Source organism: Ruegeria sp. N11 (assembly GCF_056531525.1).
Window position 1 is genome coordinate 16,815 of sequence record NZ_JBQFLX010000006.1, and the last position, 15,531, is coordinate 32,345.

Here is a 15,531-nt window from a genome sequence, read left to right on the forward strand (position 1 = left end):
AGTGCATGAAGCTAACCTTTCGCGCCGTAGAAGAAAAGAAACCCGGACAGAAACTGTCCGGGATTTTCTCCGAGTATCGAAATGCCTACCTTAAATGGTGGGCAAGCGAAGGGTTGTCATCACGCCCGACATATTCCGAGTGCCGTCATGCGCTGAAAACATATATGCCGGAAATGCTCGAGCCGTATGACATGTTGTGCGCCGCCTTTGGCGCCGGCGATCTGGAGGCGCGGTTCCTGAGCTTCTTTTGCCCGCCGCGCTATCTGGCCGGGTGCAGCCAGGCGATTTGGCAGGGGCCAGAACCGTTGATGGTGCGGAACTACGACTACAACCCGTCGGCCTTTGATGGAATATTCCTGAAGACCGAATGGAACGGGCGTCAGGTCATGGGCACCTCGGATGGCTTGTTTGGATTGCTGGATGGCATGAATGATGCAGGGCTAACCGTTTCCCTGACGTTCGGTGGCCGCCGCGCGGTCGGCGAAGGCTTTGGGGTTCCCGTGATCCTGCGATACCTGTTGCAGACCTGTTCGACACTGGAAGAGGCGAAAGAGGTTCTGCTACGGGTTCCGTGCCACATGAGCTACAACGTTACGGTCCTGAACCGGGACCGGCAGTTCTTTACGGCGTTTCTTGCACCGGACCGGCCGACGCTTTTTACCCATGCGGCTGTTTCCACCAACCATCAGGAGCGCGTGGAATGGAAAAGCCATGCACGCCTTACCGCCACTGTCGAGCGTGAGCGTTTCCTGCTGCATCGCCTGACATTGCACCCAGAGACGAAAGAGGTTTTTGTCGGGTCTTTCCTGAAGCCGCCGCTGTATTCTCTGGCTTTCGATCAGGGTTTCGGAACCCTATACACCGCAGCCTACCATCCCCACGATCTGACAGCCGAACTGCTGTGGCCGGGCCGGAGATGGAAAAAGAGCATTGCTCAATTTCACACGGACAGTCTGCAGGTCATTTACCCGCGGGATCCGGTCTGAAACTTGACAGATCGGACATGGCGGGCTGTTCCAATACGGTACCACTGATCCCATCATCTATTCAGTTTTGACACGGTAAACGGTCACCTGTTTCGACCGACCTTTCACATGGAAATCGCCGACATGTTCCAGCTGGAACGACGCGCTGAGGCGTCGCGCAGTTGCGTCGCTGACCAGGATGTTGGTTGGCTCTTCCGTGGCAAGATCACCGGCCAAAGTCTCTATCCTCGCGCAGGTGTTAACCGTATCTCCGATCACGGTGTAATTCATCCGCTCGACTGCTCCGATATTCCCGACGATGAGCGGACCGGTGTGAATCGCAATCTTCAGGCCATAGCCAACTTTCGCCTCAGCCAGCGCCTGCTTGATGGCCACCGCTGCACGGCAGGCCCGCTCGGCGTGGTCGACCTGTTCCTGAGGAGCACCCCAGAACGCCATCACGGCGTCGCCGATATACTTGTCGAGCGTTCCTCCCTCGGCCTGGATGCAACGGTTCAAAATCGCGAAATGGCTATTCAACATGTCGGCCGTGGCCTGCGGTGTCATCGTTTCTGACGCAGCCGTAAAGCCCACAATGTCGGCGAACATGACAGTCAGCTCGACCTCGCGAGGCCTGACAACATCAGGGTCTCCGGAATTCAACAATTGTCGCACCAGAGTGCGTGGCAGATAGGTTTCAAACCAGCGCAACCCGTCGAGCATCTTGTTGAATGCCACGGCCTGCAGGTTTACCTCCTCAACGCGAGAGGGGGGAAGATAGTCGATCTGATCCAGATTGAGTTCGCTGATCTTGATGGCTTCTTCGGTTGATTTTTTGATTGGGGCCGAAAGCTTTCTGGCAAGCACAATCGCCGCAATCATTGACGCTATTAAGAACCCAATGCTGACAAAGGCAGCGTCGCTGAGGCGGGTCCATTGACTGCTCCAATCGCTTAGCGGGGAATACTGGCCAATGACCCATGGTTCCGAACCGTACTCATCCATCGTACTGGTCAGAACCAAGTACTCGCCGTCTGCGATTTCGACCACATACCCGTCAAAAGAGCTGTCGCCCCCCTGAAACTCGGGGTCTTGTTTTAGCACTTGCGAGATCACCGCGTCATCGAGCGCAGCGATTGAATGCAAAGGTGTGTCCGGACTTAAGGAACTTCCGGACAGGTTCAGCAGCTTCGGATGTGCCAGGACGCGGTTATCGCCATAGAGAATGAAACCGGTCGCGCTGAACTTGCTGCCCAACTCATCGATGGTGTCCGAGAAATGATGCACGGTTGAAGACACAAAAATGGCACCCAGGAACACATCGTCCCGATAGGCCGGTACGGTGGCCGAAATATGCGTCCGGCCTTCATCGAAGAAGGGTTCGTTCCAAAACAGGCCCTCATAACTTTTAATATCTTCAAGATACCGCAACCGCCCATCCACCGATGGCTCCGTGATGGTGACAAAGGAAATTCCGTCGGAATCGACGATTTGACTGGTCACAAAAAGGCTGCCGTCCGGGTAAACAACGGCAAGGTCCGTCAGATAGGGGGCGGAGGCTGCGACGCCCTTGAAATATGCCTTCAGAAAGTCAGTGTTGGACAATTCGACGTCGCCCGAACTTGCATCTTTCTGGAGAGAACTTGCCAATTCCTCGATAGGGGTCGTCAGGCTAACGACCCTGTCCTCAATGGCCTCGACGATCATCGAGGCTGAGGTGTTTAACAATTCAGTCGTGTTTTGAACATTGGCGTGGGTTGATACCAGAAGCACCGCGCTGACCGAAAGTGCCACCAACCCGCCTATGGCCAGCGCCAGAAGCGTGGACATTCCAATTCGGACTTTTGATTGCGGGCCAGCTTTGGGCATTTGCTAAACTTGTAATGGGTAGGTGTCTGTTTTGACGAACGGTTTCTTTCAGGAATTACCTATGTCGAGCATGATCGCAAGACAGCGCAATGGATAGGGCTGTGTCGGCATCAAGATAGAGCGTTGGCGTGGGGGCCACTTGACACGGGGCTAAAACTATTTAATTGTCAAAAAAGACAATTTAATAGGATCTACCTAAATGGACTTCCTCAACACGTATGTCAGCGACTTCCAGATCAGCTATTGGGAGACGATGATCGACGACTGGTTTTTCGTCTTTGCCATCGGATTTCTGGTGTTTGAACTTGCGCGTTACGCGATTGGCAAAAAGCTGACGTTCGCGATGGTTGGCGATACCGTCACCAACTTCATCACGCTGGGATTCTTCCTTGCGATCACTTTTGTTTTGATGGCCGGCTTCTACGTCGGTGCCTATGTCTGGGCGTCGCAATATGCGTTCTTTGACATCCCCACCACATGGGCTTCGTTCCTGATCGTGCTGATCCTCGCGGATCTGGCCTATTATTGGGAGCATCGTATCCTGCATCGGATAAACATCTTGTGGGCCACACATTCGGTGCACCACAGCTCACCCTTCTTTAACATTTCGGTAGCCTACCGGCATGGTCCGCTGGATGGGTTTTGGCCCTTGTTCTTTCATATTCCCCTGGTGCTTTTGGGCTTCAATCCATTTGTTGTCCTGGTCGCGGAATTGCTGGTGCAACTCTACCAGACCGCTTTGCACACCGAAGTCATCGGCAAGCTTTGGAAACCCATTGAATACATAATGAACACGCCGTCGCATCACCGTGTGCATCACGGGTCCAACCGCAAGTATCTGGACAAGAATTACGCCGGAATCTTCATCATCTGGGACCGCATGTTCGGCACGTTCGAAGAAGAAAAAGAAGAAGTCACTTACGGTCTGGTTACGCCGATCAATTCGGTCAATCCGTTTGTAGCCTTTTTTCATGGCTTTGCCCGCGCCTTTGGCGACGCCTGGCGAATGCCGGGGTTCCGAAACAAGCTGGGGGTTCTGTTTGGTCCGCCGGGCTGGCGACCCCAAAAACAAGGCGCCAACGCTTCGGCAAGCGATAAACGGGGTTAAAGCCATGCCTTCAAATTCACAGAGAATGGTCGCGGCGCTGGTAACAACGGCCCTGTTCGTCGGCGGAGCTTGGATGGCCTCGGGATTTGGTACGGACATCCCCCGGACATCGGCATCCTCGACCGGTACGTCTTCGGACAGTGGGTTGGTGATTAACCTGCACAGTGCTCGTATCGACAGAGGCCAGTTTGTTGTCATGGCCTTTGACAACGCGGCTTCTTTTGACGCGTTTGATTTCAACACGGCGGCTGGCTACGTCACGCTTCCCGCCAGCACGGAACCGCAGCGCGTCGATTTCCCGGACCTGAATGACAACTACTACAGCGTGGTGGCTTTTCATGACGAAGACAGTGATTATCAGATGGGTCTCGATGAGAGTTGGACGCCAACGGAAGGCTATGCGGTTTCCGGATTGAATGATCTCTACGATGACCCTGTATTCGAGCACTCACTGATCAGCCCGGGTATTCCGGTGGATCTGGCGTTCTTTTACTGGCCAGATCAGTATTTTACGGGTTGGTTCTGATCATCCTGCCGGTAGGTTATGGTTGTCTTGAACCGGGGCATTTCGGTGTGGTGACGCCGCTTTGCCCCGGGGTCTGGCTGCCAATCAGCGGGTCAGGGCGCTACTCACTTTCCTCGGGTATCTGCGGGGCTTGCAAATGCCTAAAGGCAGGCGGCAAAATGCACATACGCCAGCTTTGCGCTTGATGAAAAATAGCTGGAAAAAGCACAGTTCCGGCCTGCCAGACACTGGGCAGTTCAGAATAGTTGACGGTCTGTTTTGACGGATCCGCCCGGTTCGAAATTGAAGAGACGGAGAAATACCAATGGGGCGTCCCTCGGTTCAGAAACAGCGCAAAGCCGAAGTGCTGGATGCGTTCATGACGCTGGTGGCCCGTTTCGGGGTTGAGGGCGCAACGCTTGAGAGAATTGCGGAGGAATCCGGACTTAAGCGGCCGTTGATACGGCACCATCTTGGAAACCGGGACGAGATGTTACGCGCCTTGGCCCTGCATGTTGTGGAAGAACAGCGCGTCTCTCTGGAGAATTTGCGAACAGCTTTGCAGGATTATCCGGGGCTAATGAACTTCGTGGACGCCCTGTTCAGCGAGGAAAGCGAAACTGACACGCGACTGAACAACGCTTATCAGGCTTTGGTTATGGTCGTGGAACAGTACCCGGACCTCAGACAAATTCTGACGGGTGTTATGGCTGAGTTCTACGCGCTTGCCCGCCAAATTGTCCAGAAAGAGTATCCGTCGGCGGACCCGGAGGATGTCCAGACAGTGGCGCACGGAGTCGTCGACCTTTATCTTACGGCCGATGCCTTGTCGCCGCTGAACCCCCCGCCCGATTGGCGTCGATCGGCCTATCTGGGGGCTGTGAAGTTGGCGCAGTCGCTTGGAAGCCCTTGAGAGGGACAGTATCGAAATAAAGGGAGGATCACGGGAATTCGGGTGCCAGCTTACCAAAGTCAGGCACCGTATTCGTTGGTCGGGGCTGCCGATACCTGATCGTCCGATAAAGCATGAAAAATGCAAAGGCATTGCCCATTCATTTTTTGTGAGAAAACCGGGCCCGCGAACAATATATGTCAGACAGAAGTATTTACACGAATGAGTCCCCATGCCCGAGATCAACACACCGCTGCTTGAGCAGATCCGCGATCGCTTTGCCCAGATCGACCATTGCCCGCAACAGGGACCCCGGATTTTCTTCGAAAACGCGGGCGGCGCGCTGACGTTGAACTCAGTGGTGAAAACCTCGCAGGACTATGCGGCCATTCCCGACAATCAGGGGCGCGACAATCCGGGCAGCCATGAACTGGTGCGCGTGATCAACAAGGCCAAGGAAGATATGGCCGTGTTCATGAATGCGCCGGGCGGGCAGTTCTTTGTGGGCGAAAGTGGCACCGAATTGCTGTTCCGCCTGATCATGAACGCCTGTCTGGGCACCGGCGCGGGTCAGGTTCTGGGGACGACCCTGGAACACCCGGCCACCCGCAGCGCCTGCGACCGCTGGGCGCGCGTCGCCGGGCAGAGCCACGTTCTGGTCGAACATGACGACGTCACCGGCGCCGTGACCGCCGATGCCTATACCGCCAAAGTCACGCCCGACACCAAAGTTGCGACCATCGTCCACACCTCGCCGGTGACCGGTATGGGTGTCGATGTGGCCGCCGTGGCCGCCGCCATCCGGGCAGTTGCGCCCGAATGCTACATCATCGTCGACGGCATCCAGCACGCCGCCCATGGCCGGATCGACCTGACGGCCTATGACGTGGATGGCTATGTGATCTCGCCCTACAAGGTGTTCTCGCGCCATGGTTACGGTGTTGCCTGGATCTCGGACCGGCTGACGGCCTTGCCGCATAACAGCCTGCTGGATGGCCCTGCCGACAACTGGGAAATGGGAACCCGCGACACCGGTTCTTACGCCACCATGTCCGACGTGGTCAGCTATTTCGAATGGCTGGGCGAGCAGGTCAGCGACGCCACCGACCGCCGGGCCAAATTCGTTGCCGCGGGTGAGGCGATCCACGCGCAAGAAAAGGCGCTGACGGATGCGATGATCCACGGCACCGGCAACCTGCCGGGTCTGGCCGAGATGGAGAAGGTGACCATTCTGGGCGGCATCGACAACCCGGCGCGCGAAGGTCTGGTGTCGCTGCGGGTCGAGGGTGTGCCTTCAGTCGACGTGGTGCGAATGCTGAACGAGCAGGGTATCCGAACGCATCTGCGCAAGGCAGATCACTACTCTGGCAACATCCTGACTCCGCTTGGCCTGGACAGCTGTGTGCGCGTGTCAATGTGCCACTACAACAGCGTTGCCGAAGTCGCCCAGTTCCTGGGCGCAATGAAATCCATCGCCGCCTGAATCCGCAGGCGGGAACGCCCTTTGAAAATACATGCCTGGGCAGCAGTGATTGGGGCAGGCCTGGTTTGCGCTCGTTTGGAGCGCGGTGCGCTGGAATGAAGCCCTCAAAACGCCCGTATCTGACCGGCCTTCACCCCTTTGCGCGTTCCCCTTGTCACATGGACAACCGCCCGGCCAAAGGACTATTTCAGTGCATTGCTTGCCAGGAACCGGGCAAGGTTTGCGACGGCTCGTCCCCGGGCCTTGGCGATGTTGGTGCTGTTCAGCGGTTCGCCGATTGGCTCAACCAGTTCAAACAACCCTGACCGTTCTCGCCCGCCGTCGAGCCGACCCAGGAAATACTGCCCTGAGACAAAAAAGGTGCCGTCGGCCCGTGCCACGAAGGATTCAAACCGCAGGTCCAGAATTCCTGCAGGCGGTTCCTCGAATGGCCACGGTGAGGATGCAATCCGAGTTCTGGTCAGGCCGGTAAGATGACGGGTCAGTTCCAGCGCAATCGCGCGTGAAGGTTTGTCCGCCCAGAGAACCGACCCCTCGGTAACCAGCAGACCGCCTTCGCCCTCGATCGAAATCTCGTCCGCCACGGCGTAACCGGGCAGTGATGGTTCTTTGATCTCAAGCGATGAAACGCCTATTCTGACACGGCCTTCCAAAGTTGGTTCATTGACTGAAACCCGGTCGTTCAGCCCGCCGCAGCCCGCCAACAGCACCAGGCTCAGGCACGTGAGGAATTTTTGTAGCGGCATGTCTATCGTCCCTTGATCAATATGCTTGGATCGCGTTCCAGCGTTCGAAGCAGCGCCGCAAGCGCATTGGCCGCCTGCTGAATGTCGCGCAGCGCCGCTCGTGCATCGCGGCTGAGTGCTTCACCCTTGTTGAATCCACTGATGGTGGCAGATGCCTCGTCCATCAGTTTGCTGGCTCTCTCGGCCAGAGCGGGCAGTTCGCTGGTCGAGCTGGCAATCGCGTCGGCGGCATTGCGCGCCGAGGTCAGGGTTGCGTTTACGTTGTCGACCGCGCCACCCTCGCGCAAATCGACCAAAGCGGCGTTGACTTCGGCCAGTGTCGCATTCAGTTGCACAGGCAGGTCCTGAACGCCTTCGGTTTGAATGAGCTCATCCAATGTTGCGACAATCCCGGTCAGTTCGGTGACCAACTGGTCCAGGGGCAAAGCACTGGCCCTTGAAGCCAGAGTGTTCAGGCTCGACAACAGCTCTGGAAGGCCGGCAATGGATGTGTCCACGGATTCCATGGCGTTTGTCGCCGCATCCACGGCGCCGAGCAGGCGCTGTGTGACCTGCTCGGTCCTGAGTTCGGTCAACATTGCATCGACCTGATCCAGCAGTTTATTGATATTCCCCGCGACCGAGCGAACGTCGTCAGATTCAACCACGGCCGTGGCTGCAGCCAGCAGCTTACGCAGGTCTTCGGGCGTTTCCCGGATCGCGTCGCTGGCCACAAAAGCGCGGGCAGTGTCAAGAAACGCGACGGCACTGGACATCAACTCTTCGACCGGAAGCGCCTGGATACGCGTCAGAACACGCTCGACCGAGGCTTCCCCCGACTGGATTTCGCTCTGGGTGGTAGGCAGGATTGTTATCCCTTCGGCGGTTTCATTCCAGTCGAACGGATCATCATCGGTGTTGTCGACAAATTGCACCTTCAAGCCACCGGAAAGCAGGCTGGCAGAGGCCAGTTGCGCGCGCATCCCCTCATCGGCCCGCGTTTTCAGAAACTCAAGCGCGGCAGCGGGTGAAACTTCATCTGGCAGGCCAAGACGCGTCGGTTGTATGGCCAGGACCGCATTCAGGCGCACCCGGTTGTCCCCGAAAGCCTCCTCATCAATAAGACCGATGACGCTGTTCACCGTTCCAATCCTCAGACCCGCCAGTTCAACGGGTGCGTCCACACTGAGGCCCGAGATGTTGTCGTCAAAGATCACACTGACAAACAGTTCATCGACCTGCGACTGGTTGAAGATGCTGTCCCGTGCGGCTTCGGAGTCTTCATAGACCTGGAACAACGTACCGTCAGATACGGTCGAGCCTCCTGACACGAACGTGTCGAATGTGACGCCTCCTGCCACGAGGCTGGCTATGGAAGTGAAATCGACAGATGCCCCGGCCGCGCCGACTGAAATGCTGAAACCGGACGTGTCCCAGAACCGCGTCGTGTCATTGATGAGACGTTGGTGCGGATTGTAGATGATCGCCTCGGCCACGGCAAAATTTCCGCGCGGATCGATCGAGGCTTTGCCGACCCGCCCAACCTCGATGCCACGAAAAAGAATGGGCGCATCATCCGTCAACTGGCCACGGGCCGAGCTGCGCAAGGTCAGCTGCAATCCGGGCTTGTCTGCCCGGAACAATGGCGGCTGCGGTCTGCCTTTGAAGAGTTTGGTCGGTTCGCCCGGATTCGCATCCCAGCTGCCTTCGATGTAGACGCCGCTTAGAACCGTTTCGAGTCCAGACACGCCTTGGGTGGTGAGTTCAGGCCGAACCACCCAGAACTGGGCAGAAGCATCGACATATGGCGAAATCTCTTTGCTGAGACGGATTTGTGCCTCGACGGCCTTAAGCCCTTCGGTCAGGCCGACCTTTTCGACCAACCCGACAGCCACATCGCGAAAGCGCAGCTCGGTCGAGTTTGCGACAAGGCCCGCGCCGTCCTCGAATGTGACATGAATTACCCGGCCCTGACTGGAAAGAGACTGCCAGGCAACCGCCAGCGCGACCGCAACCGCCGCAATCGGGATGACCCATATCAGCGATACACGGTCCCATATCCGGCGCGGTTGCCGTTCGATCGGTACATCGGGAACATCGTTCATTTGGCTTCCTGACGTTGGCGTGAATCCCAGATCAACCTTGAATCAAAGTTTTGGGCGGAGAGCATGGTGAATATCACCGAGAGTGCAAAAAAGAGACTGGCGGTGCCGGGTCTGATCGATGCCAGGCTGCTGAGCTGAACCAGAGAGGACAGGATTGCAACTACAAAAATGTCGATCATCGACCAGCGCCCCACATATTCCACGACCTCGTGCACCAGTCGGAGCTGCGTCATGGAGAGTGAAGACCGGCGGGATAGGCTGAGCGCCAATAGGGCGATAGCGGCAAACTTGCCCAACGGAATGGCGACGCTGGCCAGCAGGATTATGGCCGCAATTCCGAATGCGCCGTGATGGATCAGATCCACGGCCCCACCCACGATGGTGTCTGCTTGCCGGGTGAAAAGCGTGCGTGTTTCCAGCATCGGGTACAGATTGGCCGGTATGTACGCCATGACGCCGACCAACCACCATGCCCAAACACGCTGGATCGCCAATTCATCACGCGACCGGAGTTTTCGCCCGCATCTTTGACAGGTGCGGGTTTCGCCCAGGCGATGCACCTTTGTGCAGGATCGGCAGGCGACCAGCCCAAGCTCGCGCGCGCTGACTATTTTCTGGGATGAATCAGAGAGTTCCATACAGACCATCTACACAGAAGACTGTCCTGCACGATGACGAGCAGGACAAGTGCGGTGAACATCCAGAAGGCAGCGCCGAACTGAATTTCGGCGACGTCAGCAACTTTGGTCAGCGCAACGGCGCAGCCCAGCACAAAGATCTCGGCCATGGACCAGGGGCGCAGCGCTTCGACCCATCGAAACGCGGGCTTTGCCCCGGGCAGTAAGGGGCGTTCCAGCACGATCGGCAGAAGTACATAGATGCTGAGGACTGCGCGGGCCAGCGGGATCAGAACGATCAGCAGGATCATGGCCAACACGAGAGGGCCGTAAATGCCGCCTCGGAACGCCAGCGCGGTGCTCATGATCGACACCGAGTTGTGAACGCCACCCGCCCTGACGGTGAGAAACGGAAAGAACATTGCTGCGACCACAAGTACAGCGACCGAAAAAGCCAGGGCAATGATCTGCATACCGGCCTTCCGCTTCGGAGTAATGAGCACAGTGTGACATCTGGCGCATCTGGCACGCTCGGCGAATTCGGGCTTAACCAGCCGAAATGCGGCATCACAGTTCGGGCACACGATCACATCCGTCGGGGTGACAGGTTCATGAGACGCGTTTGTTATCTGACCTTCTCCCCCAATGCTTGCCTTGGGACGGACCAAAAAAGGTGCACCTAGGATGTGTGCTTTAGATCATATTGATTTATCCTGACAGATGTTTTTTTGAAATCGGTCAACTTAAATCACTTTGTCAGATTTCGCGGAGCCGTCTTTGAACACGACTGCGTGGATATGCTGATGCCTTTGTCATGAGGCCCATGCGCCTGTCTTGTCAATCGAGCGGCGTCTTCCCGCTGTTCGCACCGGGACGACTTGCGCAGGTCCGCGGATATGACTATGCGCGCGTTTGAAAACCTTGCTGATGTCGGCAAGAACAGTGTCTCAGAAAATTGCGGCTCGCAAAGTGCCAAACTCCTCTGAGCGGTCCAGGTTCTGGTGATTGACCGGGTGCTGTTCGCTGATTTTCACAGGGTTTTTTGATTTCTCTCGCAGACCCGGTGATAGTCATCCCATGGCATGACAGCTACTTCCATTGGCGGCCCTTCTTCTGGGGTCTGGTTTTCTTCTGCTTGCAGGGGGCATGAACAGCCTGATTCTGCCCGTGCGTGGAGAACAGGAGGGGTTTTCGGCCGCCTCGCTGGGTCTTCTCGGGACCGGATGGGCGATCGGTTATGTCCTTGGGTGTTTGCAGACGCCGTATTTGGTGGCGAAGGTTGGCCATGTCAGGTCCTTCGGCGTTATGTGCGCCCTGGCGGCGATCACCGTTTTGCTTTCGCTTCTTCTGATGACACCGTGGGTGTGGATTCCGCTTCGCGCGGTCTCTGGGTTCTGTTTTGCCGGCGCGGCGATGATTGTGGAAAGCTGGCTGAACGAAAGAACCGACAGCACATCGCGGGGGCGGGTTTTCGGAATATACACAATGGTGAACCTCGCCGCCTCGACCGCTGGTCAGATGCTGCTCGTGACGGGTGATACCTCGGGTTATTTCTTCTTTGTTCTGGCGGCCATCGTCTACTGCGCCGCGCTGCTGCCAACCGCCATTTCTGCCGGGGCAACACCTGCCGCGCTGGTCAGCGTATCACTTGATTTGCCGGGGCTGTGGCGAAATTCGCCCGTGGCCGTCTTTTCGGTATTCATGGTTGGTATTTCCAACGCGGCATTCGGCACGCTGGCTGCCGTATATGCATCGCGCGTCGGGCTGGATGTTTCAGGTATCGCGTTTTTTGCCAGCTGCATGTGCAGATGAAAGCGTTTTTCATCACAGTCCAGAACTCGGGTTTCAATGCGAAGCCGGTCCGCTTCCTTGACTTCTCGCAGGTAAAACTTGTGATCTTCCAGCAGGTAGATCGTACATCCGGTGCGTGTGCGATAATCGGCATCAAAGCCGACCTCATCCTGCATTGCATCGACCGCAAGGCTGAAGACCAGCCCGTAATAGGCATCCCGCATGTGGCCGTTGTAGTCGATCCACTCGGGATTCACGGAAGTTTCAAAGATGAATATCATGCCGTTGGGGCCTTCAGGTCATAAAACCGCGCGGCAGTATCGTGGAATACGGCCGCCTGAACCTCAGCCGGAATCAGATCACAGTAAGCCTGCACCAGAGTCGCGTAATCGCTGTAGAGTTTGTCGACCGGGAAGTTCGATCCGAACATGACCCGCTCTGGTCCGAATTGTTCAAGACAGACTTCCACGATGGGGTGAATACTGTCGGTGGTCCAGGTGTGATCGAACATGCCCAGACCGGACAGCTTGCAGGTTACATGCGGCAAGTCGGACAGGACGCGCAATTGTACGGCCCAGCTTTTCAGGCCCGTTGGGCTGCGGTCATGGGGCGATCCGGCATGGCAGAGCGCAATCGGCGTCTCCGGCGCCTGCGCAAGAACGCGGGCGGTCTTCTCCATCAATTCAGGAATTAGTTGCAGATCGAAGCTGAGCTTTCGTCGTCCGGCTTCCTGCAAGCCAGCCAGGAAGTGTGGATCGTCCAGCAAAGCATTGGTGCCGGTTTGCGCGTCCTCTCCGGGCGCGCGACCGACGATCTGGCGCACGCCACGCACAGTCGGCAGGGTCTGAAATGTGTCCAGTCGGTCGGACAGATCGGACGATGTCAGGTCGCAGAACACTACCTGCGCCATCGGCCAGTCCGGGGAGGTGCCGGCGACGGATTGAACCCATCTGGCTTCGTCCAGACTGTTCTCGGCCCCCACCTGGATATGCACCGAAGCGCGGATGCCGCAGGCTGCGGCGTCTGCGCGAAATTCGTTCAACTGGTAATCCCGCTGAATGGGTGTCGGGTCACCAAAGAACCTGTCCACCCCGCGCGCCATCAGCCATGGGTAATGCACCGCGGTAAGATCCCAAAGGTGGTGATGCGCGTCGATCCAGCCGGTCATGTTCGCGGCACCTTTGCCATGCGCCCCAGAATGTCGACACCCTGTTGTTTCCAGAAATGCAGAAGGTCGATGAAAATCCAGTTCTCGGCAAGTTTGTCACCCTTACGGCGATAGATGTCGATCACCCGGAACTCGGCAGCTTTGTCGGTGGCAGGCATCCCCATAAACCCGCCGGTGGGACGGGCCGTGAAATTCGGCCATCCGAAAAACCCGCCATAACAACCTTCCGCCATCCGACAAATGTGCTTGGTTTTCGACCGATCCGTAAATCCTGCGCGGAAGGGGCCTGAATGCTGCTGTGCGTAGCGCTCGATTGTGTAGGTTGCACCGATACCGGACGGACCCCACCAGATCATGTCTTCGCACCATGTGCGCCGCAGCTCGTCCTCAAGGCTGAGACCGCTATCCCATTGGCCCAGATCGGAAATCATGGCGTTGATGGCCGCCAGGGTCCGTTCTCCTTCCTCGGCGGGTTGGGGTCCGAACATCAGACCGTCGTGCGTCATCGGCCCGGGCTGGACAAGCTGAGCTGCGGTCTGCGGCGGGAATGGCCGCAACCCGGCCTGCATCATGAGATGAGGAATGTCGAAATACATCGCCGTCTCGGTGATCTTGCCGTTCTCGACCTTGTTGAACTCGCAATATCGCAGAAACGCCATCTTGCCTGTGGGGGCGATGCCCAGCCAGGCATTGTCGAACAGCCCCATCAGATGGCCCATGGAAACAACCCAGACCGAGGAAAATCCGTCCATCTCGTTTCGGCCGGCCATGAACACGTCCATCCGTCGCTGCATATGTCGCAGGCTGTGCCTTAGCGGTTGCCAGAATCTCTGTACCACCGCGTCGGTGCCACGCAATTCATCAAACGGATGAAATCCGCGCCACAAGTAGTCTTCGGCACAGAACTCGGACATCGCGTCAGCGGCGGCCGATTCTCCGTTCTTGCTGAGTGCTTCATAGTACTCGACGACGACGGCTTTTTGGGCTTCGTAGGACATTTTCAATTTCTTTCAGTGCTCTAAGCGCTGGGATGGAGCTGTATGCCACGGATGGCAAGGGGTGATTTTGCATGCGCATGCAAAAAAAACTTGCCAGATGTTTCTTTTGCTGTCTATGCTTTTTGCAAACGTATGCACGCTAGGTCCAGCTGGGAGGGCAGAATGGCCGAAATTCAACTTCGCAATGTTGGAAAGCGTTGGGGTTCTTTTGTGGGGGTTGATAATTTTGACCTGACGATTTCCGACAAGGAGTTTCTGGTTCTTCTTGGCCCGTCAGGCTGCGGCAAGACGACAACCATGCGCATGATCGCCGGTCTGGAAGATGCCAGCGAGGGCGACATTCTGATCGACGGGACTCGCGTGAACGACATGGAGCCCAAGGATCGTGACGTGGCGATGGTGTTCCAGTCCTATGCACTGTACCCGAACATGAACGTCTACGAGAACATCCGGTTCCCGCTGAAGGTCCGCGGAATCGACCCGTCCACGCATGACGAAAAAGTACGCCGTGCATCGGCGATGGTGGAACTGGACGACTTCCTGCATCGCAAGCCTGCGGAATTGTCAGGTGGTCAGCGTCAGCGCGTCGCGCTTGCCCGCGCCATCGTGCGCGAGCCGAACGTATTCCTGATGGACGAGCCGCTGTCCAACCTTGACGCCAAGCTGCGCGTGTCCACCCGGGCACAGATCAAGAACCTCAGCCACGAACTGGCGGTGACCACGATCTATGTGACCCACGACCAGATCGAAGCGATGACGCTGGCCGATCGTGTTGTGGTCATGAAACAAGGCGTGGTGCAGCAGGTTGGAAGCCCGACCGACATTTACGACACTCCGGCCAACACTTTTGTCGCCAGCTTCATCGGCAACCCTGCGATGAACCTGATGGAAGGTGAGGCACGGGGCGGCACCTTCACGGCCAAAAACGTTGAAATTTCCGGGCTGAACGCTCCGGACGGCCCGCTGACATTAGGCTTCCGGGCCGAAGATGCCGGCCTTGCTGCCGAAGGGCAGGGGCAGATCAACGCCCCGATCTACACGCAGGAATTGCTGGGGGACGCCACTATGATTTCGGTTCGCGTTGGCGGTGCCCTCATATCGGTGAAGGCAGACAAGAATTTCCGGGCAGAGATCGACGACATGGTTTCAATCTCGGTTCCGGCCGAAATCTGCCATCTGTTTGATGGCAAGACCGGCGCCCGGATCTGAACAGGGCCCTGCTCAATGATCGGGGCGAACCCCGGCAACAAAACTTCATGCGCGAACGGGCCTCGCGCTCAAATTCTCAAAACAACAGGGAGACAG

The 15,531-nt window shown here is 57.1% G+C and carries 14 protein-coding genes and 1 pseudogene; 7 read left to right on the plus strand and 8 right to left on the minus strand.

Annotation, left to right across the window (positions count from 1 at the left end):
• Positions 1–5 precede the first annotated feature (5 nt).
• A complete protein-coding gene (locus ACR0J8_RS07875; RefSeq protein ID WP_480523208.1) occupies positions 6–986 on the plus strand; it encodes a C45 family autoproteolytic acyltransferase/hydolase in 981 nt (326 codons plus the stop codon).
• A gap of 57 nt (positions 987–1,043) precedes the next feature.
• Here ACR0J8_RS07875 and ACR0J8_RS07880 read toward each other — a convergent pair whose 3' ends face one another.
• The gene (locus ACR0J8_RS07880) at positions 1,044–2,795 is read right to left on the minus strand and encodes an adenylate/guanylate cyclase domain-containing protein (protein ID WP_480523210.1); all 1,752 of its coding nucleotides are present in this window, start codon (positions 2,793–2,795) and stop codon (positions 1,044–1,046) included.
• Positions 2,796–3,033: 238 nt separating this feature from the next.
• Here ACR0J8_RS07880 and ACR0J8_RS07885 point away from each other — a divergent pair, with 238 nt between their 5' ends.
• From ACR0J8_RS07885 to ACR0J8_RS07900, 4 genes are all read left to right on the plus strand, one after another.
• Entirely contained in the window at positions 3,034–3,942 is a 909-nt protein-coding gene (locus tag ACR0J8_RS07885) for a sterol desaturase family protein (RefSeq protein WP_480523212.1), read from the plus strand.
• Between the two features lie 4 nt (positions 3,943–3,946).
• The gene (locus ACR0J8_RS07890; protein WP_480523214.1) at positions 3,947–4,468 is read left to right on the plus strand and encodes a DUF2141 domain-containing protein; all 522 of its coding nucleotides are present in this window, start codon (positions 3,947–3,949) and stop codon (positions 4,466–4,468) included.
• Between the two features lie 304 nt (positions 4,469–4,772).
• The gene (locus tag ACR0J8_RS07895; RefSeq protein ID WP_480523216.1) at positions 4,773–5,360 is read left to right on the plus strand and encodes a TetR/AcrR family transcriptional regulator; all 588 of its coding nucleotides are present in this window, start codon (positions 4,773–4,775) and stop codon (positions 5,358–5,360) included.
• Between the two features lie 211 nt (positions 5,361–5,571).
• On the plus strand, positions 5,572–6,822 hold the full coding sequence (locus ACR0J8_RS07900) for an aminotransferase class V-fold PLP-dependent enzyme (protein ID WP_480523218.1): 1,251 nt from the start codon (positions 5,572–5,574) through the stop codon (positions 6,820–6,822).
• 182 nt (positions 6,823–7,004) lie between these two features.
• Here the strand turns inward: ACR0J8_RS07900 and ACR0J8_RS07905 are convergent, their stop codons facing one another.
• From ACR0J8_RS07905 to ACR0J8_RS07920, 4 genes are read right to left on the minus strand one after another with little or no spacing between them, the layout of a single operon-like run.
• A complete protein-coding gene (locus tag ACR0J8_RS07905) occupies positions 7,005–7,568 on the minus strand; it encodes an ABC-type transport auxiliary lipoprotein family protein (RefSeq protein ID WP_170806813.1) in 564 nt (187 codons plus the stop codon).
• 2 nt (positions 7,569–7,570) lie between these two features.
• Positions 7,571–9,652, minus strand: a complete 2,082-nt coding sequence (locus tag ACR0J8_RS07910; RefSeq protein WP_480523220.1) for a PqiB family protein — start codon at positions 9,650–9,652, stop codon at positions 7,571–7,573.
• Positions 9,649–10,299, minus strand: a complete 651-nt coding sequence (locus ACR0J8_RS07915) for a paraquat-inducible protein A (protein ID WP_480889537.1) — start codon at positions 10,297–10,299, stop codon at positions 9,649–9,651. The genes ACR0J8_RS07910 and ACR0J8_RS07915 overlap by 4 nt, the downstream gene beginning before the upstream one ends.
• Complete coding sequence (locus tag ACR0J8_RS07920; RefSeq protein ID WP_480523224.1) at positions 10,260–10,742, minus strand: paraquat-inducible protein A; 483 nt, start codon at positions 10,740–10,742, stop codon at positions 10,260–10,262. The genes ACR0J8_RS07915 and ACR0J8_RS07920 overlap by 40 nt, the downstream gene beginning before the upstream one ends.
• Positions 10,743–11,367: 625 nt before the next feature.
• Here ACR0J8_RS07920 and ACR0J8_RS07925 point away from each other — a divergent pair.
• Entirely contained in the window at positions 11,368–12,081 is a 714-nt protein-coding gene (locus ACR0J8_RS07925) for an MFS transporter (RefSeq protein WP_480889540.1), read from the plus strand.
• 32 nt (positions 12,082–12,113) lie between these two features.
• Here ACR0J8_RS07925 and ACR0J8_RS07930 read toward each other — a convergent pair.
• From ACR0J8_RS07930 to ACR0J8_RS07940, 3 genes and pseudogenes are all read right to left on the minus strand, one after another.
• Positions 12,114–12,341: pseudogene (locus ACR0J8_RS07930) on the minus strand (thioesterase family protein); the annotation flags it as partial.
• A complete protein-coding gene (locus ACR0J8_RS07935; protein WP_480889543.1) occupies positions 12,338–13,228 on the minus strand; it encodes an amidohydrolase family protein in 891 nt (296 codons plus the stop codon). The gene ACR0J8_RS07935 and the pseudogene ACR0J8_RS07930, both read right to left, overlap by 4 nt.
• Positions 13,225–14,226, minus strand: coding sequence for a nuclear transport factor 2 family protein (locus tag ACR0J8_RS07940; RefSeq protein WP_480889545.1), 1,002 nt, complete (start codon positions 14,224–14,226; stop codon positions 13,225–13,227). The genes ACR0J8_RS07935 and ACR0J8_RS07940 overlap by 4 nt, the downstream gene beginning before the upstream one ends.
• A 162-nt stretch (positions 14,227–14,388) precedes the next feature.
• On the opposite strand from ACR0J8_RS07940, the gene ACR0J8_RS07945 reads away from it, so the two are divergent.
• A complete protein-coding gene (locus ACR0J8_RS07945) occupies positions 14,389–15,435 on the plus strand; it encodes an ABC transporter ATP-binding protein (RefSeq protein ID WP_170463835.1) in 1,047 nt (348 codons plus the stop codon).
• Positions 15,436–15,531: the final 96 nt, after the last annotated feature.

What these genes read in the sequence shown, in the direction of transcription:
- ACR0J8_RS07935 (WP_480889543.1), bottom strand. Translation starts at nt 13,228, where the DNA reads ATGACCGGCTGGATCGACGCGCATCACCACCTTTGGGATCTTACCGCG.
- ACR0J8_RS07905 (WP_170806813.1), bottom strand. Translation starts at nt 7,568, where the DNA reads ATGCCGCTACAAAAATTCCTCACGTGCCTGAGCCTGGTGCTGTTGGCG.
- ACR0J8_RS07890 (WP_480523214.1), top strand. Translation starts at nt 3,947, where the DNA reads ATGCCTTCAAATTCACAGAGAATGGTCGCGGCGCTGGTAACAACGGCC.
- ACR0J8_RS07895 (WP_480523216.1), top strand. Translation starts at nt 4,773, where the DNA reads ATGGGGCGTCCCTCGGTTCAGAAACAGCGCAAAGCCGAAGTGCTGGAT.
- ACR0J8_RS07880 (WP_480523210.1), bottom strand. Translation starts at nt 2,795, where the DNA reads ATGTCCACGCTTCTGGCGCTGGCCATAGGCGGGTTGGTGGCACTTTCG.
- ACR0J8_RS07920 (WP_480523224.1), bottom strand. Translation starts at nt 10,742, where the DNA reads ATGCAGATCATTGCCCTGGCTTTTTCGGTCGCTGTACTTGTGGTCGCA.
- ACR0J8_RS07900 (WP_480523218.1), top strand. Translation starts at nt 5,572, where the DNA reads ATGCCCGAGATCAACACACCGCTGCTTGAGCAGATCCGCGATCGCTTT.
- ACR0J8_RS07940 (WP_480889545.1), bottom strand. Translation starts at nt 14,226, where the DNA reads ATGTCCTACGAAGCCCAAAAAGCCGTCGTCGTCGAGTACTATGAAGCA.
- ACR0J8_RS07910 (WP_480523220.1), bottom strand. Translation starts at nt 9,652, where the DNA reads ATGAACGATGTTCCCGATGTACCGATCGAACGGCAACCGCGCCGGATA.
- ACR0J8_RS07885 (WP_480523212.1), top strand. Translation starts at nt 3,034, where the DNA reads ATGGACTTCCTCAACACGTATGTCAGCGACTTCCAGATCAGCTATTGG.
- ACR0J8_RS07875 (WP_480523208.1), top strand. Translation starts at nt 6, where the DNA reads ATGAAGCTAACCTTTCGCGCCGTAGAAGAAAAGAAACCCGGACAGAAA.
- ACR0J8_RS07945 (WP_170463835.1), top strand. Translation starts at nt 14,389, where the DNA reads ATGGCCGAAATTCAACTTCGCAATGTTGGAAAGCGTTGGGGTTCTTTT.
- ACR0J8_RS07915 (WP_480889537.1), bottom strand. Translation starts at nt 10,299, where the DNA reads ATGGTCTGTATGGAACTCTCTGATTCATCCCAGAAAATAGTCAGCGCG.